The 21,146-nt window shown below is 41.8% G+C and carries 20 protein-coding genes; 7 read left to right on the plus strand and 13 right to left on the minus strand.

Features of this window, described 5'->3' with window-relative positions:
- Positions 1–59 precede the first annotated feature (59 nt).
- Positions 60–1,172 carry an N-acetylglucosamine-6-phosphate deacetylase gene (gene nagA, locus ACWICE_RS02630; RefSeq protein ID WP_454297568.1) on the minus strand — a complete coding sequence of 371 codons (1,113 nt, stop codon included), beginning with the start codon at positions 1,170–1,172 and terminating at the stop codon, positions 60–62.
- A 133-nt stretch (positions 1,173–1,305) separates the two neighbouring features.
- Between nagA and ACWICE_RS02635 the strand changes: the two genes are divergently transcribed.
- The 5 genes from ACWICE_RS02635 to lipB all read left to right on the plus strand — a co-directional run bounded on the left by ACWICE_RS02635 (position 1,306) and on the right by lipB (position 6,892).
- Complete coding sequence (locus ACWICE_RS02635) at positions 1,306–1,692, plus strand: RidA family protein (RefSeq protein WP_093101229.1); 387 nt, start codon at positions 1,306–1,308, stop codon at positions 1,690–1,692.
- 237 nt (positions 1,693–1,929) lie between these two features.
- On the plus strand, positions 1,930–2,679 hold the full coding sequence (locus tag ACWICE_RS02640) for an SDR family NAD(P)-dependent oxidoreductase (protein WP_185215830.1): 750 nt from the start codon (positions 1,930–1,932) through the stop codon (positions 2,677–2,679).
- A 112-nt stretch (positions 2,680–2,791) separates the two neighbouring features.
- Positions 2,792–4,897 carry an ATP-dependent DNA helicase RecG gene (gene recG / locus ACWICE_RS02645; RefSeq protein WP_454297569.1) on the plus strand — a complete coding sequence of 702 codons (2,106 nt, stop codon included), beginning with the start codon at positions 2,792–2,794 and terminating at the stop codon, positions 4,895–4,897.
- 96 nt (positions 4,898–4,993) lie between these two features.
- Positions 4,994–6,184 (plus strand): GTPase HflX, encoded by a 1,191-nt coding sequence (gene hflX, locus ACWICE_RS02650; protein WP_185215828.1) that lies wholly within the window; start codon positions 4,994–4,996, stop codon positions 6,182–6,184.
- A 9-nt stretch (positions 6,185–6,193) separates the two neighbouring features.
- Positions 6,194–6,892: a lipoyl(octanoyl) transferase LipB gene (gene lipB / locus ACWICE_RS02655; protein WP_454297570.1), complete on the plus strand. Its 699-nt coding sequence runs from the start codon at positions 6,194–6,196 to the stop codon at positions 6,890–6,892.
- A gap of 72 nt (positions 6,893–6,964) precedes the next feature.
- Here lipB and ACWICE_RS02660 read toward each other — a convergent pair whose 3' ends face one another.
- The 4 genes from ACWICE_RS02660 to ACWICE_RS02675 all read right to left on the minus strand — a co-directional run bounded on the left by ACWICE_RS02660 (position 6,965) and on the right by ACWICE_RS02675 (position 11,735).
- Positions 6,965–7,792 (minus strand): MBL fold metallo-hydrolase, encoded by an 828-nt coding sequence (locus ACWICE_RS02660; RefSeq protein ID WP_454297571.1) that lies wholly within the window; start codon positions 7,790–7,792, stop codon positions 6,965–6,967.
- Between the two features lie 82 nt (positions 7,793–7,874).
- Positions 7,875–9,302 carry an L-serine ammonia-lyase gene (locus ACWICE_RS02665; protein WP_454297572.1) on the minus strand — a complete coding sequence of 476 codons (1,428 nt, stop codon included), beginning with the start codon at positions 9,300–9,302 and terminating at the stop codon, positions 7,875–7,877.
- A 96-nt stretch (positions 9,303–9,398) separates the two neighbouring features.
- Entirely contained in the window at positions 9,399–11,105 is a 1,707-nt protein-coding gene (locus tag ACWICE_RS02670; protein WP_454297573.1) for a glycoside hydrolase family 3 N-terminal domain-containing protein, read from the minus strand.
- A 90-nt stretch (positions 11,106–11,195) separates the two neighbouring features.
- The gene (locus ACWICE_RS02675; protein WP_185215824.1) at positions 11,196–11,735 is read right to left on the minus strand and encodes a TetR/AcrR family transcriptional regulator; all 540 of its coding nucleotides are present in this window, start codon (positions 11,733–11,735) and stop codon (positions 11,196–11,198) included.
- A gap of 249 nt (positions 11,736–11,984) precedes the next feature.
- Here ACWICE_RS02675 and ACWICE_RS02680 point away from each other — a divergent pair, with 249 nt between their 5' ends.
- A complete protein-coding gene (locus tag ACWICE_RS02680) occupies positions 11,985–14,717 on the plus strand; it encodes an outer membrane beta-barrel protein (RefSeq protein WP_454297574.1) in 2,733 nt (910 codons plus the stop codon).
- Here ACWICE_RS02680 and ACWICE_RS02685 read toward each other — a convergent pair.
- From ACWICE_RS02685 to ACWICE_RS02715, 7 genes are all read right to left on the minus strand, one after another.
- A complete protein-coding gene (locus ACWICE_RS02685) occupies positions 14,714–15,508 on the minus strand; it encodes a M48 family metallopeptidase (RefSeq protein WP_454297575.1) in 795 nt (264 codons plus the stop codon). The genes ACWICE_RS02680 and ACWICE_RS02685 overlap by 4 nt on opposite strands.
- Complete coding sequence (locus ACWICE_RS02690) at positions 15,505–15,948, minus strand: DUF4870 domain-containing protein (RefSeq protein ID WP_454297576.1); 444 nt, start codon at positions 15,946–15,948, stop codon at positions 15,505–15,507. Before ACWICE_RS02690 ends, ACWICE_RS02685 begins: the two co-directional genes overlap by 4 nt.
- Positions 15,924–16,331 carry a DUF2752 domain-containing protein gene (locus tag ACWICE_RS02695; RefSeq protein ID WP_454290627.1) on the minus strand — a complete coding sequence of 136 codons (408 nt, stop codon included), beginning with the start codon at positions 16,329–16,331 and terminating at the stop codon, positions 15,924–15,926. Before ACWICE_RS02695 ends, ACWICE_RS02690 begins: the two co-directional genes overlap by 25 nt.
- Before the next feature lie 4 nt (positions 16,332–16,335).
- Complete coding sequence (locus tag ACWICE_RS02700; RefSeq protein ID WP_236736578.1) at positions 16,336–16,647, minus strand: TM2 domain-containing protein; 312 nt, start codon at positions 16,645–16,647, stop codon at positions 16,336–16,338.
- A 116-nt stretch (positions 16,648–16,763) separates the two neighbouring features.
- Positions 16,764–17,735 carry an oxygen-dependent tRNA uridine(34) hydroxylase TrhO gene (gene trhO / locus ACWICE_RS02705; RefSeq protein ID WP_254526611.1) on the minus strand — a complete coding sequence of 324 codons (972 nt, stop codon included), beginning with the start codon at positions 17,733–17,735 and terminating at the stop codon, positions 16,764–16,766.
- 89 nt (positions 17,736–17,824) lie between these two features.
- The gene (locus ACWICE_RS02710; RefSeq protein ID WP_093101203.1) at positions 17,825–18,061 is read right to left on the minus strand and encodes a DUF3820 family protein; all 237 of its coding nucleotides are present in this window, start codon (positions 18,059–18,061) and stop codon (positions 17,825–17,827) included.
- Positions 18,042–18,794, minus strand: a complete 753-nt coding sequence (locus ACWICE_RS02715) for a glycosyltransferase family 2 protein (protein ID WP_454297577.1) — start codon at positions 18,792–18,794, stop codon at positions 18,042–18,044. Before ACWICE_RS02715 ends, ACWICE_RS02710 begins: the two co-directional genes overlap by 20 nt.
- Before the next feature lie 620 nt (positions 18,795–19,414).
- Between ACWICE_RS02715 and ACWICE_RS02720 the strand changes: the two genes are divergently transcribed.
- Complete coding sequence (locus ACWICE_RS02720) at positions 19,415–20,107, plus strand: FkbM family methyltransferase (protein WP_214649507.1); 693 nt, start codon at positions 19,415–19,417, stop codon at positions 20,105–20,107.
- A 2-nt stretch (positions 20,108–20,109) separates the two neighbouring features.
- Here the strand turns inward: ACWICE_RS02720 and ACWICE_RS02725 are convergent, their stop codons facing one another.
- Positions 20,110–21,027: a sugar transferase gene (locus tag ACWICE_RS02725; protein ID WP_454297578.1), complete on the minus strand. Its 918-nt coding sequence runs from the start codon at positions 21,025–21,027 to the stop codon at positions 20,110–20,112.
- Positions 21,028–21,146: the final 119 nt, after the last annotated feature.

The following is a 21,146-nucleotide window of genomic DNA, read 5'->3' on the forward strand; positions in this document are numbered from 1 at the left end:
ACCCACAAAATTAAGACTTTTATGGGCTATCCTACTAATTGTAACCTATTCTTTATATGTTAAATAATACTTTCTCCCTGAAAAACAACCTGTTGAACCTGGAAATCTTGATCAAAAACTAACACATTCGCTATAGATCCGGAGTTTAAGTTGCCAAGGTCATGCCTTCCAAAAAGTCTTGCAAGGTACAATGTGGCCATTCGAAGGCTTTCTTCTAAACTGATTCCCACTTTTTTGACACAGTTTTCAACGGCCTTCAACATAGTCAAGGCAGACCCTGAAAGCGTACCGTCCGGCATGGTATAATGATCTTGATTAAAAACATGTTGATAAATCCCTTTGTCACATTTTGCAACCGCATCGGTGATAAGGAACAAACGGTCTCCCATTAATTCCTTTGAGATTTTGACTGTCTCAAAGTCTGAGTGGATTCCATCCACGATAATCGAAGCACAGACCTCATCATGGTTAAATGCTGCTCCCGGCAAACCAACATCACGATGATGGAGTGGGGACATGGCATTCCACAGATGGGTCACAGCAGGAACTCCGTTATCAAAGGCATGCGTCGCTTCCTTATAAGTTGCTGCACTATGCCCTGCCGTTACCAATACTCCCTTGTCGTTCAGGTAGTCGATGCACTCTTGATCGGTCAGTTCAGGGGCAATAGTCATCATTTTGACTATATGCTCCTTACCCTCAACGACAGACCCTAATAACTCTAAGCTTGCTTTCTGGATCAATTCAGCTGGATGAGCTCCTCGCTTTGCCGCATTTAGGAATGGCCCTTCCAGGTGTAGGCCTAAGGCAACTTTCGGTTTTGCCTCCTCAAAAACGGCAATAGCCTGGTTGAATAGCTCCAAGGTATTGGTTGCCAAAGTAAGCACAAAGGAAGTACAGCCTTGTTTCAACAGATTTTGTTCAATCCTATGGATGGAATCTACGGTCAACTCCGCTGAAAACAGGTCTTCACCTGTCCCGTAGATCTGCAAATCAATTAACCCGGGGCATATATTGGCACCTTTCACATCCAGTATCTCAAAACCGTCTGGCAGTTCATCTTGAGGAACAATACCAGCAATTCGGTCTGAATCGATTAAAAGTGCATGTTGTTCAAATATTTGATATTCGGTAAAAATCCTACCGTTGATGAGGGCAAGTTTATGTTTCATCCTGCAAGTTACTTATTGTTGGCTTTTGTTGAAAATCCAAGTGCCTAATCGTATATTAGACCAGCGAAATGAGATTCCAACCCTATATCAGAACCTCATTTTTTAAGAATTATTATCAAAGAACAATAAAATCATGGCACAAAAAGAAATTCTGAATACGGATAAGGCCCCAGCAGCAATTGGCCCCTACAACCAAGCGATAAAAGCAGATAAAACCCTTTATGTTTCAGGGCAGATCCCATTGATTCCAGAAAGCATGGAATTGATCACTACCGGAGTTGCCGACGAGGCCCACCAGGTATTGAAAAATGTAGGAGCAATCTTGAAAAACGCTGGCTATGACTATTCAGATGTGGTTAAGACATCGATCTTCCTAAGCAGTATGGACTATTTTGCAACCGTTAATGAGGTCTATGCCGAATATTTCAAAGAAAACCAACCAGCAAGGGAATGTGTTGCAGTAAAGACCTTACCTAAAGAGGTTAATGTGGAAATCTCCGTTATTGCCTGGAAAGGATAATAAACAACAAGAAACTTATTTCAATATGATGCCAACAATAATTAATTGTTGGCATTTTTTGTGGCGCTACCCTCCCTATTACTACAAATTTGCAATCAAGAAAAACAGTATTGCTTTTCAACTGTTACTCACCCATACCTATAAAGCGGAAAAACAACCATTTATTTTAAGAAGGTAACCTAGGTCACTTTTTTAATGAAAGAAGCTTAAGATATTTATTCACATAAAAACACTACTATGAGATTAACAGGTAAAGTAGCCATTATTACGGGAGCAGCATCTGGCATGGGAGAATCCATGACCTATTTGTTTGCAAACGAGGGCGCGAAAGTGGTAGCAACAGATATTCAGATTGATAAATTGAATGCCATAGTCGAGAAACTTCAGGCTCAAGGCTTTGATGCCGTAGCAGTAAAACATGATGTTTCAAACAGAGAAACTTGGTTCAACGATGTCATTCCTGCAGCACTGAATAATTTTGGGAAAGTAGATATATTGATCAACAACGCAGGGATCTCGGTTCCAACCCCTTTTGAGGAACAAGATGAAGCCCTTTGGAAAAAGACCTATGATATCAATATCAACAGTGTGATGTTGGGCATGCAGGCCGTCCTTCCACATATGAAGGAAAATGGTGGAAGTATCGTGAATATTTCATCGATTGCAGCCTTGACCGGAATGTCTGGCCCAGGATCTTACACCGCCTCAAAGGGTGGAGTTTCTGCGATTACCCGAGCAGCAGCCGTAGATTTCGGGAAATTGAAAATACGCGTCAATGCAATCAATCCCGGGTATATCATGACCCCAATGGCTGAAGCACACCTCAACAACCCGCAGTACAGACCCCATTTCATGTCCATTATCCCGATGAAGGACTATGGAACCGCAGAGGATATCGCCTTAGCCGCCTTGTTTTTAGCCTCAGATGATGCCCGGTACATCACTGGAATCAACTTGGCAGTGGATGGTGGTACCACCATAATTTAACCCTAAATCTATCTATATAAAACAGTGAAAAGCTCCTCGATTCTGAGGAGCTTTTGTTGTTATCGGAGCTTGAGTTGAAAGTTTTTATTATTTTAGTGGGATTATCTATCCCATGGCAGATTTATCGTTAATAACTCCCATAGAATATCTCAAAGGTGTAGGACCGCAGAAAGCGGATGTCCTCAAGAAAGAGCTTCAGGTCTTTACGATTGGAGACCTTTTGCAGGATTATCCTTTTCGATATATCGACCGCACCAAATTCCATAAGATCCGCGAGCTCCACCCTGACATGGTTGGTGCCCAAGTTCTGGGGAGATTGATGAGCCTGCAGGAAGTTGGCGAAAAACGGGGAAGGCGACTGGTCGGCCAATTCAAGGATGATACCGGAATGATGGAATTGGTCTGGTTTCAAAGCATTTCCTGGTTAAGAAAAGGACTTAAGGTCGGTGCTGCCTATATTATCTACGGGAAACCGACAGAATTCAACGGTGCAATTTCCATTACCCATCCAGAGATGGAGCTCTACCAACAACAGGGCAAAAAGGTTGGAAATATGACCATGCAACCGGTCTATTCTTCCACCGAAAAACTTAAGAAGTTCAACCTGGATTCCAAAGGCATCCAAAAGCTGCAACAAACGGCCTTAGAAACCACCTTAAGAACGGTTGCTGAAACATTGCCAAACTACATTCTTGATAAATACAAGCTTTTACCCCTTCAACAGGCTCTGCTGAGCATTCACTTTCCGCAAAACGAACAGTTGATGAAAGCGGCAATAAATAGGTTGAAGTTTGAAGAACTCTTCTTTATTCAACTTCGCCTATTGAAAAATAAACAGTTGAACACCCAACGATACAAGGGTCATCAATTCAACAAAGTTGGCGACAAGTTCAATACATTCTTCAATGAGAGATTGCCTTTCCCACTTACCAATGCCCAAAAAAGAGTGGTAAAGGAAATTCGAATAGATTGTAATACGGGCGCCCAGATGAATCGATTGGTGCAAGGGGATGTCGGCTCAGGGAAGACCGTAGTGGCGTTGATGAGCATGCTCTTGGCTATCGACAATGGCTACCAAGCCTGTATGATGGCCCCAACGGAAATCCTTGCAACCCAACACTACAATGGCTTAAAGGAATTATTGGGAGATGACATCTGTACCGTCAAGCTCTTGACAGGTTCAACACCTGCAAAGGCAAGAAGGATCATCCATCAGGAATTGGAAGATGGAACACTCGATATCCTGATCGGGACTCATGCCCTGATTGAGGATAAGGTAAAGTTCAAGAATATTGGATTTGTGGTAATCGACGAACAGCATCGATTTGGAGTAGAACAAAGGGCAAAACTATGGCGTAAAAACCTCATTCCTCCACATATGTTGGTGATGACTGCAACGCCTATCCCAAGGACCTTGGCGATGACCATGTATGGAGACCTTGACATTTCCATTATCGATGAGTTGCCTGCAGGAAGAAAGCCAATCAAAACCGTTCACTTTTTCGAAAACCAACGCTTACGTGTATTTGGTTTCATGCGCGATGAAATCGCAAAAGGTCGCCAAGTCTATATCGTATATCCGTTGATCAAGGAGAGTGAAAAGATGGACCTTCTATACCTAGAGGCCGGACTTGAAGGCTTGATGCGAGAATTTCCATTGCCTGAATTCCGGATCAGTATTGTTCACGGCAAGATGCCGGTAAAGGACAAAGACTTCGAAATGCAGCGTTTTATAAAGGGTGAAACACAGATCATGGTGGCAACAACCGTAATTGAAGTTGGAGTAAATGTACCGAATGCCTCCGTGATGGTCATTGAAAACTCGGAACGCTTTGGCCTTTCCCAACTGCATCAGCTCCGTGGCCGGGTAGGACGTGGAGCCGAACAATCCTTCTGTATCCTAATGTCAAGCAATAAACTGAGCAAAGAGGGCAGGACCCGTTTGGAAACCATGGTACGGACCAATGATGGCTTTGAAATCGCAGAGGTGGATCTACAACTCCGTGGTCCTGGAGACCTTTCTGGCACGCAGCAATCTGGTGTTTTGGAAATGAAAATCGCTGATCTTGCTAAAGATCAAGCCATCCTTTCTGAGGCAAGACAATTGGTCATCCAGATCTTTAATGAGGACCCAAACCTGCAAGAAGAACGCAATCAACTCTTAGCCCAGTATTTAAGCAAAAGCTCCCCTGCTATTTCATGGGACAAAATCTCGTAAAAACCGTAACTTTGTAAACTTGTTTCTACTTAAACAAGGTTTAAACAGGCAAAAACCATTTCATTGGAACGCTTGTTCACTATTTAAAAACATTAAATGGCAAGATTTAAGATATATGACACGGCAGTAAAGCCAGAAACAGCAGTATTGGTGAGTGTAATCACTCCTGATGTTTCGGATGAAACCGCCAAAGAATATTTAGAAGAATTAGAGTTTTTAGTGACCACTGCAGGTGGTGTCACCAAAGGAATTTTCACCCAAAAACTAGCTTTCCCTGATCGTGCAACCTTTGTAGGATCAGGTAAGCTTGATGAAATCAAGGAATTTATCCAAGCAGAAGAAATAGATATCGTCGTATTTGATGATGAACTTTCTCCATCTCAGTTAAGGAACATAGAAAAGTATTTCAACATCAAGGTACTCGATCGTTCCAACTTGATTTTGGACATCTTTGCAAAGCATGCAAAAACAGCGCAGGCAAAGACCCAAGTGGAGCTTGCCCAACTGCAATATTTATTGCCTAGATTGACCCGAATGTGGACTCACTTAGAGCGTCAGCGCGGGGGTATTGGTATGCGTGGTCCGGGTGAAAGCCAGATTGAGAGCGATAGACGGATGATCTTGAATAAAATTTCCCTATTGAAGGATAGGTTAAAAGTCATCGACAAACAAAACGAGACCCAACGTAAGAACAGAGGCGAGATGATCCGAGTGGCCTTGGTCGGCTATACCAACGTTGGTAAGTCCACCATCATGAACATGATCTCAAAATCTGATGTATTGATCGAGAACAAACTGTTCGCTACGCTGGATACGACAGTTAGAAAGGTTGTTATTGACAATCTCCCATTCCTTTTGTCAGATACCGTTGGATTTATCCGCAAACTACCTCACCATTTAGTGGAATGTTTCAAATCTACCCTTGATGAAGTCAGAGAGGCCGATGTATTGATCCACGTGGTGGATATTTCCCACCCTTATTTCGAAGATCATATCCGTGCGGTTAATGAAACCCTAAAGGATATCGGTGCTGTTGATAAACCGATCATTACGGTTTTCAACAAGATCGACGCCTATAAGCCTCCGGTTGAACTGGACGAGGACGGTGAAGAGATAAAAGTAACCTTAGATGATTTCCGGAACTCTTGGATGGCAAAAAATGCCGATCCGGCGATTTTCATCTCTGCAACCAACAAAACAAACGTCGAGGAATTCAAGGAAAAAGTATATGATATCGTTGTAAAAATGCACAACGCCAGATACCCATATAACAACCTGTTGTATTAGGAAAACAAAATGCAAAACAAAGAAGTAAAGTTTATTGATTGGGGGTTATTGGATTATCAAGAGGCTTGGGACAAACAAGAAGCGATTTTTGCAAAGACCCTCGCCATCAAACATGATAACCGAGTAAATAACGCGCAGGATCCAACACCGAACTTTTTGATATTTACCGAACATCCACATGTCTATACCCTTGGCAAAAGTGGACATTTGGAATACCTGTTATTGGATGAAGAAGGGTTAAAGGAAAAAGAAGCAACTTTCTATAAGATCAATAGAGGTGGCGACATCACCTACCATGGCCCCGGCCAGATTGTCGGCTATCCGATCTTAGATCTGGACAACTTTTTCACGGACATCCATCTTTACCTGCGGACCCTAGAGGAAGCCATTATCTTGACACTTGCTGATTACGGCATAGAGGCAGGAAGGTATCCAGGCTATACCGGTGTTTGGCTAGACCCTGATAATGAAAAGGCTAGAAAGATCTGTGCCATGGGCGTACGGGCTTCTCGCTGGGTAACCATGCATGGCTTCGCCTTTAATGTCAATGCAGACCTTGCCTATTTTGGAAACATCGTCCCGTGCGGAATAGATGACAAGGATGTTACTTCCATGGAAAGGGAATTAGGACATAAAGTTGACGTTGAAGAAGTGAAAGCCAAACTCAGGACACACTTGGCAACACTTTTCAAAATGGAACTCCAATAAACATATTCAACAAAAAGGAAGGAGCTGTTATGATCATAACAGCTCCTTCCTTTTTATATCTTAAACAGGGGATTACCCCGTAATGATCTGAATGGATTGATAAGAATATTTTTCCACATATATTTCCGTTTGCACCTGCTTGCTGATCTCAAATAGCGGAGTACATTCTGTCCTTTTTGCTACAGACATCTTAAATTCTTGGCAATGGGGTTCAAAGACCCGTTCAACCAACTCTACAGAATTGTTCTCGCCTGAAAGGTGGCCCAGTATCAAATGCTTTAAACGCTCAGATTTATTCTCAATAAAGGCTTCCAAGGATATTTTATTGGAAAGGTGGCCCCACCCTCCCTTAATCCTGTTCTTTAAATGATAAGGATATCTTCCTGTCAAGAGCATTTCCTCATCATAATTAGCTTCCAAAAACAGAATATCCGCAATGCGGATTGCTTTCTTCACATTTTCACAGATCCTTCCCAAATCGGTAAGAACCGAAATATTCAGCTCCCCATCAGAAACCAAAAAGCTGCAAGGTTCCTGCGCATCATGATATTTAGGAATACCATAAACGGAGAAATCTTCTAAATTAACAACCGAATTTGGCTTGATAAAATTGATCAGGTAACCCGGCAATTGCAATCTGGATGATTCATAGGTCCCTTCAGTCAGATAAACTGGAATCTGATACCTCTTCAGGAAAACGGATAAGCCAGAAATATGGTCGGTATGTTCATGGGTAATAAAGATGGCATTGATACTCGACGGATTTATCCCCAACGATGCCATCCTTAAATGCAGATGCTTGCTATTGATTCCGGCATCAATTAAAATGGAGGTATTGCCCTTAGCAATATAATAGCTATTTCCATTACTTCCAGAAGCTAATGCCGCGTATCGAATCATTTCACAAAGATAGAAAAATCGAAAATAAAAGAGCCGCCCAAACGGACAGCTCTCCAACTATTTGCATATTTCTTTTTTGAACCTAACATTCAGGCAAACTCAACGGAACTTTAATCGCCAGGCCACCATCGGCCGTTTCTTTATATTTCACATTCATGTCCTGAGCAGTATCCCACATCGTGCTCACCACTGCATCCAGACTTACTTTCGCTTTATCAGGATTCGACTGAAGGGCCAATTGAGCCGCAGTAATGGCCTTGATAGCACCCATGGTATTTCTTTCGATACAAGGAATCTGCACTAGCCCACCAATAGGATCACAGGTGAGGCCAAGATGATGCTCCATCGCGATCTCTGCGGCCATCAACACTTGCCTCTGCGAACCACCCAAACACTCGGTCAGTGCTCCAGCAGCCATAGCCGATGAAACCCCGATCTCTGCTTGACAGCCGCCCATGGCAGCAGAAATGGTTGCTCCTTTTTTGAAAATAGATCCAATTTCCGAAGCCGTAGCAATAAACTGAATGATCTTATCCTCTTTATAACAATCATGGAATACGATATAGTATTGCAGAACTGCGGGGATCACTCCAGCTGCACCATTGGTTGGCGCTGTTACCACTCGTCCAAACGAAGCATTCTCCTCATTCACGGCCAGAGCAAAACAGCTTACACAGTCAAGGATATATCCGAAATCCCTGCCTCCAGCACGGATCGCCTCTACCCAACTGTCAAAGTCCGAATATTCACGCCCTTTCAACATCTTTTTGTTCAGTTTGGATGCACGCCTTTCCACATGCAGACCTCCTGGCAAAACACCGTCCGTATGGCAACCCTTATAGATACATTCCTTAATGGTTTGGAAGATCTTTAAAACGCCATCCCTAGTTTCCTGTTCGGAACGCCAAGAGCATTCATTCTCCAACACCAGTTCCGAAATCTTCAGTCCGGTACGCATACAGGAAACCATTAATTCCTGCGCGGTATCAATTGGAAAAGGAAGATCAATCTCAGACAATACACTTTCGGTATCATTTTCCTGAACTACAAATCCACCACCTATTGAATAATAGGTTTCAGAAATAGCAGTCCCATTGTCCAAAAATGCCTGAAAAGTAACTGCATTGGGGTGAAATGGAAGACTTTGATCATAAAGGAATAGCAGATCATCGGTATAGGAAAAGTCAATTTCTTTTTTACCACCCAGGCTCATCCTTTTATTAGCCTTGATGCGATTCACCTTCGGAAGGACATCATTGACATCAAATGTTACAGGGTCATCCCCACTCATGCCCAAAAGCACTGCGATATCAGTACCATGACCAACACCCGTCTTCGCCAAAGAGCCATACAAAAGGATCTTTACCTCCACAACATGATCTAAGGCCTCCCTGTTCTGCAATGCTTCAACGAAACGTTGGGCTGCACGCCAAGGGCCTAAAGTATGTGAACTGGAAGGTCCAATCCCTATCTTAAACATATCAAATATAGAAATCTGCTCTTTTGCCATAATTCTCAATCTACATAGCAAAATTAGTCTTTCTTTTGAATAAAAAAAGCCAGTAAAACTTACTGGCTACTTTATTTTTATGTTAACAAACTTAGATTACAAACCTGTTCCGTTTTCTAAATCCTCAGAAATGCTAACTGGCAATTTACCTTCTGGTTTAATTTGTTTCAACAAAGCCTTTAAAACAGCTTTTTGCATGAAAAAGTCATTTTGATAGCCTAAAAGAACAGAGGAACTGCGCATCACATCCACCGAGTTCATCGCATATGGATTGGTAAACATCACTGAAATCGTTCTCCTACCGGCAATCTTATCGATAAAATCTTTGGCAGCATCATTCAAAACCAATTCACTACGCGGTCTACTACGATTATCATGGATAACCAGTACAATCTGGCGATTATCCTTCGCCTCCTTCATCAAATCTTTCAACTGCTCTTCAGTTTCATCTCCTTTGATAAAAAACTGATCAAAATCGTTCAGCTGCAAGGCCAGACCTTTCTCAAAATCTTGAGTTTGATCAATTCCTACACTCACGATCGAAGTTGATTTTTTCGGGTCAAATCTTTTTAACCCGCGGTCTGATTTCAATAAGGTCACCGCAGCATCTGAAATGCGCTGCACCAAACTCTGTGCTGCAGGCGTATTCAAATCCTCATAAAGTCTATTGGTATTTACCGGTTTCACTTGGTTTAGGCCTAACCATAATTTCGCTGCCAAGACCTTTTTCACCCTAGCATCGATATCAGCTTGGGAAAGTCTTCCCGATTTGATCGCTTTTTCAACAAGATCGATTGCACGACCGCTGTTTTCAGAAACTTCCAAAAGATCATGGCCCGCTTCAATGGCCATCACATCAGCCTCCCCATTCGGGAAAAATTTCTTCACCCCATTCATATCCATGGCATCAGTGACTGTAAGACCTCTAAATCCCAATTCCTTACGGATAATATCCGTCACTACTTTCTTGGAAATGGATGAAGGGATATTTGGCGTATTGTCTAAGGCTGGTATATTCATGTGTGCCACCATCACAGACGGAGCACCATCTTTGATCAACTGTCTGAATGGATACATTTCAAGGCTATCCAATCTCGCTTTATCAAACTTCAATTGCGGAAGGTCATGGTGTGAATCCACATCGGTGTCACCATGCCCAGGGAAATGCTTCAACGATGCTAAGATGCCACCTTGAACCATGCCATCCATATAGGCTTTAGCCTTTTCAGTCACCTTGTACTTATTGTCACCGAAGGAACGGAAGTTAATAACTGGATTATTTGGATTGTTATTGATGTCTACAACAGGCGCAAAGTTAAAGTGCATCCCCATACGGTGGAAATCACGTGCCACCTGTCTACCCATTTCATATAACAGATTATTGTTCTGAATAGCACCCAAAGTCATCTGATAAGGGTATGAGATCGTCGAATCCGGCATACGCATGCCCAATCCCCATTCCCCATCGAATGTAATCAACAAAGGGACCTTGCTCACTTTATCATATTGATTGAACATATTGGCATGTCTTACGGGGCCACCTTGGAAAACGACAAGACCACCCAACTGTTCCTTCTCAATCACTTGCTTTACGGAGTCTACATATTTTTGACCCAAATTGGTATGTGCTCTCACCAAAAAAAGCTGACCTATGCGTTGCTTCGGTGTCAAGGTACTGAACACGGAATCAACCCAAGAATGCTTTTGATTGATAAAATCTACGAAATTGGGTTTGTTCTGCGCGAATGCTGCAGAAATAAGCATCATGGATAGCAATCCAAAACTGAAGAGTTTCTTAATCATCACAATATAGTTTACACGAAATACGGCATTTTTACTTGTTTTTTAAAATATTTTGCGCTTTTAAAAAACAACACGCAGGAACACGCAATACTAAAGGTTGTATTTAGTCTCTACCAAAGCAGCTAAATCAGCTGCATTTTCAAGCTCCCCACAGGCCTCTTTCTTCCATAACATATCAATGATCAGCAATAGGTATTGAGTTTCCAGATCGGGATTGGCATAACCCAATTCTTCAAACGCTTTATGAACGATGGGTTGAACGGGCTTAATGAAGAGTTCGTGTTGAGATTTGGAGAAACTATGGTGTGAAAGTCGTTCTTGCAATTTCCAGAACAAAGGATCATCGGCAACCAATTTACTCGGAAACTGAACCATGTTCCTAAGAAAATCCTTCGCCCCCTTATAGGTCATCATCCCCTTGTGATGAAGCAGCACCTTCCTATAACCTGACTTCACGATATGGGCCAACAAAGCATCCTTGTTTCCGAAATGCTTAAAGATAAGTGCTTCAGAAACTCCAGCTTTGGCAGCAATCTCCTTGGTCGAGGTATCAAGGTATCCCTTTATTGCAAATAACTGTAAGGCAGTTTGCAGAATCTTTTCCTTCCTACTGAGTGTCGTTTCTTTCATTGATTGTAATAAGCAAATATATCCAATTTTTCTGAAATTGCCTTGACCAAGCAATTTGACCGCTATGTAACATCTCTAATGCGACTCCGCTTTTCAATATTTTCATTTCCGCTGTAACCTCTTGATAATCTAACTTTTTCAATTTCCCGATTTTTACGATTGTCATAACAACAATGTATCTTTTTTGTGATTATCAGGCTGTTATCGTCTAAAAACTATATAATTGAAAAAAATCCATCAAACCTTACCATGAAATACCTGCTTACCTTTTGCCTAGTTTTATTAAGCTTTGTCCATGTATTGGCTCAAGTCAATATCGCTGGAAAGGTGCAGGACAAAACAAAGGGTAGCAACTTACAGGATGCCAGCATCCAACTCCTGAACCTCAAAGATTCCACCATCCGTACGGCCAAATCAAATGACAAAGGAGATTTCTCAATCCCAAGGGTAGCCAATGGCAATTATAAATTGACCGGAACTTTATTGGGTTTCAAAAAGTTCGAGAAAAACATCGTTGTAAAGCCTTCGATGGAAACGCTTCTGGTTGGCTTAGAACCTGGGGAAATCGTAATCGAAGAGATTACCATCGCTCCAGCACCTAATGTTGCCGTCAAAGGGGATACCATGGAATTCAATGCCCGTAATTTCGCCACTAGAGAATATGCCGATGCTGATGAAATGGTTGCTCAGGTCCCTGGTGTAACCATCGATGAAGATGGAAAAGTTACTGCACATGGCGAGGAGGTCACCAAGATCATGGTGGACGGCAAGGAGTTCTTCAGCACTGACCCTAAAGTGGCCCTAAAAACCCTCCCGGCAGACATCATTGACAAGCTACAGATCATCGATGAGAAATCCGAACAGACTAAATTCTCCGGATTCGATGATGGTAAAAGGTCCAAAGTCATTAACATCGTAACCAAGCCCGACAAGAAAAAAGGACTCTTTGGAAAGTTCAACGCTGGTAAAGGTGATGCCGACAAATTCTCGATCAACTCCGGTGTAAATGCTTTCCGTGGAGATGAAAAAATCTCCATCAATATCATGGCCAACAACATCAATGAAACAGAGTTTTCCGAACAAGGCAGAGGCGGGTTCAGAAGAGGAAATAACAACACCGACCGAGGTCTATCTGACACCTATGCGGCTGCAGCCAACTATACCAATACATTCCTCGACAAAAAGATGGAAGTCAATGGAAACTATAGGTTCCGCAATAGCAGCACTTTTACCAATACCCTATCAGACATTGAGTATATTACAGGAAGCCGAGCCAACCAATTCCAGAACCAACATCAAACCGGTAACAATGGCAACATATCCCATAACCTGAGAGGTCGACTGAAATGGGATATCGACAGCATGAACCGCATCGATATCAATCCAAACCTTTCTTATACAAAAAGTGATCTGGCCAATAGCTCAATCAGCAACATGAGCAAGAATAGGACAGAACCCCTGAACAACTCCAACCGAAACTTCAACAACAATAATGAAGCCTTCAATTTTGGTGGCGGCTTGACCTATATGCACCGATTCAAAAAAGCGGGTCAGACCATATCCTTGAGTTTAGACGGAAACAAGAGCAGCAACGAGGCGTTGGGAAAAACCTTAGCCTTCAACCAATACTATAAAGATGCAGTTCTAGACCGAATCGACACTGCCAATCGCGAAAGCACGACCTATGGATATGGAAATGGATACAATGGAAGACTTTCCTACACCTACAATGTCTCCAAGATCTCCAGATTGCAGGCCAACTATGGCATGCGCAATACCAGCAACTATTCCGACCGGAAAACTATGGAGTTTCTTGCCGAGACAGGGCAGTTTGAAGAACTGAATGATCGATTATCCAATGAATTCCGAAATGATTTCACCCATCACAGTGCAGGGCTTTCTTATTCATACAATAAACAGGACACCTTTAGGTTCCAGATTGGAATGAACTATGAACATGGCTATCGGGTAAACAACCGGACCGTCCCAATAAATCTGAGGACCACTGCAGACTTTGGAGCTTTTCTTCCAGAACTGACCATGGCCTATTACTTTAGCAAAGAAAGGCACCTGGAATTCAACTATAATGGCGCGACAAACACCCCTTCCATCGATCAATTGCAGGACTATATTGATAATTCAAACGAATTGTTTCTCCGAAACGGAAACCCAAACCTGAGCCAGGAATACACCCATCGGTTCCGTCTTCAGTATCGGGATGTAAACCGCAGCAATGGCCGGAGCTTCAACAGTAGCCTTAATTTTGACTACACCAACAATAAGATCATCAACTCCACCATGACCACCGACAGCACCATCACCCTGTTTGAAGATATTATCCTAGGTGCCGGTGGACAATATGTCGTACCTGAAAACATCAACGGTGTATTTCAACTTCGAGCAAATAACAACTATGGGCTACCGTTAAAAAAACTGGGCTTCAACCTGAACTTGAACAATTACATGTATTACAACCGTAATTATGCCATCCTCAACAAAGTCTTGATGCCAAACCACAGCTATGGTTTTAGCCAGCATGTGGGCATATTTACCAATTTCAGTAAAAAGATCATCATTGGATTCAATTACAATCTGAACATGAACTTTACCAATAACCCAATGAGTGAAATATCCCACTACCGGATTACCAACCATAGAATCAGCAATTCCCTGAACCTGGAATTCTTTAAGAACATGACCTTGGGTTATAATTATTCTTTCTACCGTAATGGGGGTGTAATGGGTGCAGAGGCCATTTCAACAAACTTGCTGAATGCGTCTATCGGATATAAGATCTTGAAGAAAAGAAATGCTGAAATCTCCTTAAAGGCTTTTGACCTGTTCAACAATGCCCGAAACATCAATCGCCGAGCGTCCGAGATTTCTATTTCAAACATCACCTCAAACACCTTGACCAGGTATTTCCTATTGAGCCTGAACTATAATTTAAGAAGTTTTGGAGGAAGATCGGGCAGAGATTAATCCTGATTGGCATATTCGGAAATCAGACCTTGCAGGTCTGTCCAGCTTTTGGAGCTAATGGGACTTTTGTAGGTATTAGGGTCCGTCTTGATCCTGTTGATCTTTTGTTCTAGGTATTTCTTGCGGTCTGCAGGAACAGGGTGAGAAGAAATCCAGCTGACATCCCCATCCGAACTCAGATACACATCAAACAGCTCCATAACCTTCATCAAGCTACTTGGATCAACATGGGCCTCTTCCAAATATTCCACGGCTTTTTCATCGGCTTCTTTTTCAAGCTTCCTTGAGAAGGCCTGCCCTGTCAAGAAATTGGTCACTTCACCGGTTCCTGATCCTGACAGCAATAGGTCCAAACCAAAATTAGTGATCAATGAACGCATCACATGATTTTTCTCACAATGGGCAATCTCATGGGCCAAGATGGCCGACATATATTCTGCACTATCCAAAAAATTGATTAGGGCTGTCGTCACGATGATCTTATCGTCAGGAAGGGCAAATGCATTCACCTCTTCACTTTCCACCAACAATAGATCATAGTTTTTTGTAGGGATATAGTTTTCCTTTAATAGAGGAATAAATAACGAATCTAACGTACTGTCGATCTGCTCATCCTCGATCACATCATACAGGTCGCGCACCTGTTCCAGCACCAACTTACCCAATTTTGACTCCAAGCGATCCTGATTCTGTTGGACTTCAAACACACTCGTCCAATTCACTTGCAACAACAGTAGATAACAGACTGCAATTCCAGCAGCTAATACCAGAAATTTGCCTAGAATCTTCATCGTTTCAACAGATTATCAGTGATATCCGAAAACAGGAACCAACGTACATGAATTCCCTTCCTCGTTTTTATCGAAGTATAGATGGTGGAAACAATTTCAATCCCATTCAACAGTAAAATCAACAGCAGGTAGGCGATATAAGCATCGCTCACTTCCTTCCTATTAAAAATAATCGCCATGGTCCACCAAAATCCAGCGGTATTGAAAAAGAAAATGGCAAATTGGGAAATAAGTGCTTGAGTACAATGCCACTTTACAAAGCGAGTGGATTTACGATTGCCCAAATAGAAAATCACAGTTGCCAGTAAATTGAATATAGGCAACGGTAAACCAATAAACAAAGCAAACAAAGACATCAAATAACTATTTGATGCATATTCACGTTCATCCTCGGTAATCTCTCTCGGATTAAAAGCTATAGTCCCTTCGATATGTTCCATGCCCAATTTAAAATAACTAATATGACCAGAATCGCACTTAATGCCTTATGCTGCTGAAGAAATTTTTCAACCTGATTATAAACTTTATAATAAAAATCACGCTTTGTAACCAAATCAAGCAGCATCAATACCAAAACAGCCATAATGATGATGCTCGAAACGATCCCCAAAGGGTTGATCATAAATGCATCCTTAAGCTGCCCATTAAACAATGCTGAAATGGATCTTGTCGTCCCACAGGAAGGACAAGGATAGCCTGTAACCAGTTTCACTGGACATAGTGTGATGTTCGCGGAAGCATAATAATCCAGCAATAGCCAGATAATCCCAATGAAACAAACTATTCCCGTAGTAATATACAGTCTGCTCCTTGGATTCCGCATTGAATTAATAATTCAAGGAGGTGATCAGTTTTTCGAAATTCTTGGTTTTTGTTGCCCCCATGATCAGGAACCAATCAATGATTGTCCATATACCCAAACCTCCACAGGTCAATAATTTGGCAATTCCCAAACCGGTATCTCCAATCATAAAGCGGTCAATCCCAAAGGAACCCGCCAAAATGGAAACGATCAAGACAGTAGTTGGATCTTTATATTGTTGGATCTGAACATTCGTGTATTTACTTTCATCCGACCTCGTCAATAGATCCTTGATCTCCATCAATTGATATGATTCAAAAAACTTGTTGTTTGACATTAAAAACATGTCTACTTTCTGACTATCCATTTCGTATTTCCAATTAAGAGTATAATAAAAAAATCCATTTAGCTATTGAAAGATAAATGGATTTTTCGAAATATTTTAATAAACTTTTAATTTTTAACCAACTTCTTGTGCTTACGCTTTGAGATTTTATCAATATTGACAGGCTGCGGTACTTTTACATAATAGCCTGTACCGTCATACTCACGTTTCTTCGGATGCGACTTACAGTCGTCAGAACAGCAACCGTCTAATTCCCAGCCACATTCATCACATTGCGTAAAATGCTCATTGCAAATCGGGTTTGCACAGTTGATCATTTTCGAAGTAATTTTCCCGCAGTTTTTACATGTTGAAACAACTGTTGGGTTAACCGAATTGACCGGAACTGTAACACGGTTATCAAAAACATAGCATTCCCCTTCAAAATCCTCCCCGCCAGCTTCCTTACCATATTTAATGATACCACCGTGCAATTGATAAACATCCTCAAAACCCTCTTTCAACAATAGAGCAGAAGCTTTTTCACACTTGATACCACCTGTACAATAAGTCAAGATTTTCTTGCCCTTTAGATGTTCCAATTCCTTCACTTTTTCCGGAAACTCACGGAAATTTTCTATATCCAATGTAACAGCGTTCTTAAAACGACCTACATTATGCTCATAATTTGAACGAACGTCAAGGATAACCACATCCTCTTGATCTTTCAACGCCAAGAAATCCTTAGGCTCCAGATGCTTTCCCGTCTGTTTGTTTGGATCGATCACAGATGGATTGCGCAGACCTGAGTGAACAATCTCCTCTTTGTAACGACAATGCATCTTGATGAATGAAAGTTCTTCTACGTCGTCCACCTTGAATTCAGTCTTTGCAAACCTCGGATCCGCATGCACATGCTCCATATACGCCTTACAAGCCTCCGGAGTACCCGAAACCGTACCATTAAGACCTTCATCAGCAACGATGATTCGTCCCAACAAGCCAAGTGATTTACAAAATTCTAGATGATCTTCTGCGAACTTTTCCGCATTCTCGATAGGGCTGTAGCAATAGTACAGCAATGTTTGATATTGTGCCATATATTCATTGATACCGCTGCAAACGGCGTTTAATGTTTAAAATTATGCTGCAAAGATAAAAAAATTGGACGACCAAAAATTGATATTCATCACTTTTTGACCAATGGCTTTAATAAATACTCCAGACCATTGAGTTTTATTTCATAGAGAGTTTCCAACAGGATCCCGATTTTGCCCGGCGGAAATCCCTTCTGTTTGAACCAAGCCAAATACGGCTCCGGCAAGTTCATCAATAGGTACCCTTGGTATTTCCCAAAGGGCATCCTACTGTTGGCCAGTTCAACCAAAAGATTGGGATTTAAAAAATTAGTCTCTTGTTTTGCCATGCTTAAATCGATGTACCAGTAGGCGCATGGCGATAACACCATGGTTGATAAGGTTAGGAACAAAACCATAGTATTTCTTAAAGATCTCGTAGCGTTCCTTCAAACTCTGCTTGTGTCGCTGCTGTGACATCCCACCTACCAAATATTTGGCAACATAATCTTTCACATTCACGACTTTGTTCGCTTTTTGGGCAGCTCTGATCACCCAGTCTATATCTGAACTCAATTTGTACTGCAAATCATAGGGAGCTGTCAAGCTGCGCTTGATATAGATGGCCTGATGACAGACATTCATGCCATATTTAAAGGATTGCCAATCGAAATGAGCCGGCGTTTTATGACGACGGTCCCCAATAATCTCACGGTCCTCATTGATCAACTTGGTCTCTCCATAATAGATATCCGCATGGTCTTCATTGCCAAAGATTTTCTCCAAGGTATTGGAAGCAAAAAGTTCATCCCCTGAATTCAGGAACAGCACATAATCGCCCGTAGCAAGGGCCAAGCCTTTGTTCATTGCGTCGTAAATGCCATTATCCTTTTCAGAAACCAAGATATTGATCAAATCCTTATACTCAGCAATGACATCCAGGGTTCCATCCGTAGACTTGCCGTCCACCACAATATATTCGATATTAGGGTAGGTCTGCTGATCTACAGAAGCTAGGGTAAATCCGATATCCCTAACATTATTGTAAACAATGGTAATGATTGAAACCTTAGGATAAGCCATGCTTAAGGGTATTATTAATATTTGTTAACCTTGCAAAAATAGGCATTTGAACGTTAATAACGCAGCGAGGCTGAAATCTTTATCAACATCTTTTGTGTCACCCTGAGGCCCCGCCGAAGGGTGACACAGAAAGGTATAGAAAAACATTTCACCCACGCTGTGGGTTCGCCATTACAAACATCTAATTTCTACAAACATTTCACCCCCGTTGGAGGTTTCTCAATACAAAAATCATACTTCCAGAGGAAGCCCTTTAGCCTCCGGCTCATTTCCAATGGCGGAAAAATGGAAAGAATGCCGTTGCCCCGTGCGATGGGATTGGCCTTGGAATGCTTTCAAAAGATCATCCCTTTGGATGGGAGGATCTTTTGAAAGATATTCCCGACAACAAGGCATTCTTTTCATGTGCGGATGACCGTGCGAAAAAGCCATCTTAAATGAGCCGAAGCCTTTTGGTTACTTTTGGGCCTCAAAAGTAACATAGAACCCTCCAAAAGGAATCAACATTCATCCACAAAACTGTTAAATGCTCCTAAATTTTTTACCCGTCTTACCTACCTGAAAAAAAATAATTGTACATTGATTGCAAAATACTAACAATTGTAAATTGCTTTGGCCCAATGTCTAAAATCAAGAAAGCTATCTTAAACTATTTCCCGATCCATAAATTTTTCCATGCACGTTCATTTTCACAGGAAGGCGAGGACATGGTCCTTAGAGGTTTTTATGAAGGACGAAAAAACTACAAAGGATTTTATGTAGACGTAGGTGCCCATCATCCCTATAGATTCTCCAACACCATGTACTTCTACAAAAAAGGCTGGCGTGGAATTAACATTGAGCCCTCCCCTGAGGCCATGAAATGGTTCAGATGGTTTAGGACCAAAGATGTCAACCTCAATATTGGCATCAGCGAAAGCCCTCAAGAATTGACCTATTATTGCTTCAACGAACCCGCATTGAACGGATTTTCCCAAGAAATATCTGAAAAAAGAGATGGCCTGAATGCAAAATACCACCTGATAAAGACTATCCCCGTACCAACACTACCTCTAAAAGAGGTTTTGCAAAAGCACCTTCCTAAAGGGAAAAAGATCGACTTCCTTTCTGTTGATGCCGAAGGATTTGACCTGATCGTCTTGAACAGCAATGATTGGCAACAGTTTAGACCTAGCTTTGTCCTAGTTGAAGAAGAACTCTCCATTGCTGACTTGGATAAATCTGAGGTCTTTCAATTGATGCTCGACAAAGGATACGCTTTGGTAGCAAAAACCAAAAGGACTTTATTCTTTAAGAATTTAGAAGAGAAATAAACTTACAGCTTACGCATCTTACGCTCCAACATCTTCTTTTCTATGAATTTCGCTAACCTTTCAAAAAAGGTTCCCTTGCGATTTTTATAGAAATGCTTGATGGCCTGGAATGCCAAAGGGTCTTCTTCGATGATCACCGGAAATTTGCGGACAGGCTTTTTGGAAAGCTCCACCCGATAGACCTTATCAACATCCGAATGGGTTCCAGATCCGTCTGTTCCCGTGTTTTGGACAAATGAAAACCGGGGATACAAGACCAGCCCACCTTTGTTGAAAACCGACAGGTACCAACGGATTGCCCAGGAATTGATTTTGCCGGCCTTGAATTGTTTGACCTGCTTCCAGAAATTCTCGGAGTTATCCACGCTAAAGGCTTTCCTTTGTTTACGGGTAAAATCCTTGGTCAATTCCTCAATATCGGGATTGAAATGTTGCCAGGCCCTATCCCATGTTGCCCAGCCCCAACTATTGGCTACTCGGAAGAAAAAAGATTGTGGCAGTTTCTTGGGCTTATCCACTGGATACATATAGCCCGAAATCTCCATCACCTTTTCCTGGTCTTGATAATGGTTGAGCGCATCATTGAAGTATTGAAGGGCAAAACTGGAGGTTTCCAGGTCATCCTCCAGAACGATGATCCTTCCATGTTTCTGCAGCACCTGGGTTACCCCTTCGATGATACTGTTGGCAAGTCCCTTGTTTTGGGAGCGTTCGATGATATAGATATGCTTAAACTTCCAAGGTTCACGGATGATGGAACGTACTTGGTTGACAGCCTCGATATCTTGGGCCGTTTTTGCCCCATCTGAAAAAATGTATATATCGGATTGCTCCGCCAAACTGTTGGCCTCAAGAGCGGATAATGTCTTACGGGTATGAACAGGTCTATTGTAAACAAATAAAGCGATTGGTGCTAGCATGTGAAAAGGAAAATCAATCTATTCTAAATCAAATATATGAGTAAATCTCGTAATGCATTAAGTATAATGCTTTTTTCTTATGCTGTACAAGAATCTTTCCTAAATTTGTTGATTAATCC

The sequence above is a fragment of the Sphingobacterium sp. NPDC055346 genome (assembly GCF_053645235.1).

Excerpts from the sequence above, each read along its gene's own strand:
- ACWICE_RS02680 (WP_454297574.1), top strand. The coding sequence starts at position 11,985 with ATGAAATACCTGCTTACCTTTTGCCTAGTTTTATTAAGCTTTGTCCAT.
- ACWICE_RS02670 (WP_454297573.1), bottom strand. The coding sequence starts at position 11,105 with ATGATTAAGAAACTCTTCAGTTTTGGATTGCTATCCATGATGCTTATT.
- ACWICE_RS02675 (WP_185215824.1), bottom strand. The coding sequence starts at position 11,735 with ATGAAAGAAACGACACTCAGTAGGAAGGAAAAGATTCTGCAAACTGCC.
- ACWICE_RS02700 (WP_236736578.1), bottom strand. The coding sequence starts at position 16,647 with ATGTCAAACAACAAGTTTTTTGAATCATATCAATTGATGGAGATCAAG.
- ACWICE_RS02710 (WP_093101203.1), bottom strand. The coding sequence starts at position 18,061 with ATGGCAAAACAAGAGACTAATTTTTTAAATCCCAATCTTTTGGTTGAA.
- ACWICE_RS02695 (WP_454290627.1), bottom strand. The coding sequence starts at position 16,331 with ATGCGGAATCCAAGGAGCAGACTGTATATTACTACGGGAATAGTTTGT.
- ACWICE_RS02715 (WP_454297577.1), bottom strand. The coding sequence starts at position 18,794 with ATGGCTTATCCTAAGGTTTCAATCATTACCATTGTTTACAATAATGTT.
- ACWICE_RS02660 (WP_454297571.1), bottom strand. The coding sequence starts at position 7,792 with ATGATTCGATACGCGGCATTAGCTTCTGGAAGTAATGGAAATAGCTAT.
- ACWICE_RS02720 (WP_214649507.1), top strand. The coding sequence starts at position 19,415 with ATGTCTAAAATCAAGAAAGCTATCTTAAACTATTTCCCGATCCATAAA.
- lipB (WP_454297570.1), top strand. The coding sequence starts at position 6,194 with ATGCAAAACAAAGAAGTAAAGTTTATTGATTGGGGGTTATTGGATTAT.
- ACWICE_RS02725 (WP_454297578.1), bottom strand. The coding sequence starts at position 21,027 with ATGCTAGCACCAATCGCTTTATTTGTTTACAATAGACCTGTTCATACC.
- ACWICE_RS02685 (WP_454297575.1), bottom strand. The coding sequence starts at position 15,508 with ATGAAGATTCTAGGCAAATTTCTGGTATTAGCTGCTGGAATTGCAGTC.
- ACWICE_RS02640 (WP_185215830.1), top strand. The coding sequence starts at position 1,930 with ATGAGATTAACAGGTAAAGTAGCCATTATTACGGGAGCAGCATCTGGC.
- hflX (WP_185215828.1), top strand. The coding sequence starts at position 4,994 with ATGGCAAGATTTAAGATATATGACACGGCAGTAAAGCCAGAAACAGCA.
- ACWICE_RS02690 (WP_454297576.1), bottom strand. The coding sequence starts at position 15,948 with ATGGAACATATCGAAGGGACTATAGCTTTTAATCCGAGAGAGATTACC.
- nagA (WP_454297568.1), bottom strand. The coding sequence starts at position 1,172 with ATGAAACATAAACTTGCCCTCATCAACGGTAGGATTTTTACCGAATAT.
- ACWICE_RS02665 (WP_454297572.1), bottom strand. The coding sequence starts at position 9,302 with ATGGCAAAAGAGCAGATTTCTATATTTGATATGTTTAAGATAGGGATT.
- recG (WP_454297569.1), top strand. The coding sequence starts at position 2,792 with ATGGCAGATTTATCGTTAATAACTCCCATAGAATATCTCAAAGGTGTA.
- trhO (WP_254526611.1), bottom strand. The coding sequence starts at position 17,735 with ATGGCACAATATCAAACATTGCTGTACTATTGCTACAGCCCTATCGAG.
- ACWICE_RS02635 (WP_093101229.1), top strand. The coding sequence starts at position 1,306 with ATGGCACAAAAAGAAATTCTGAATACGGATAAGGCCCCAGCAGCAATT.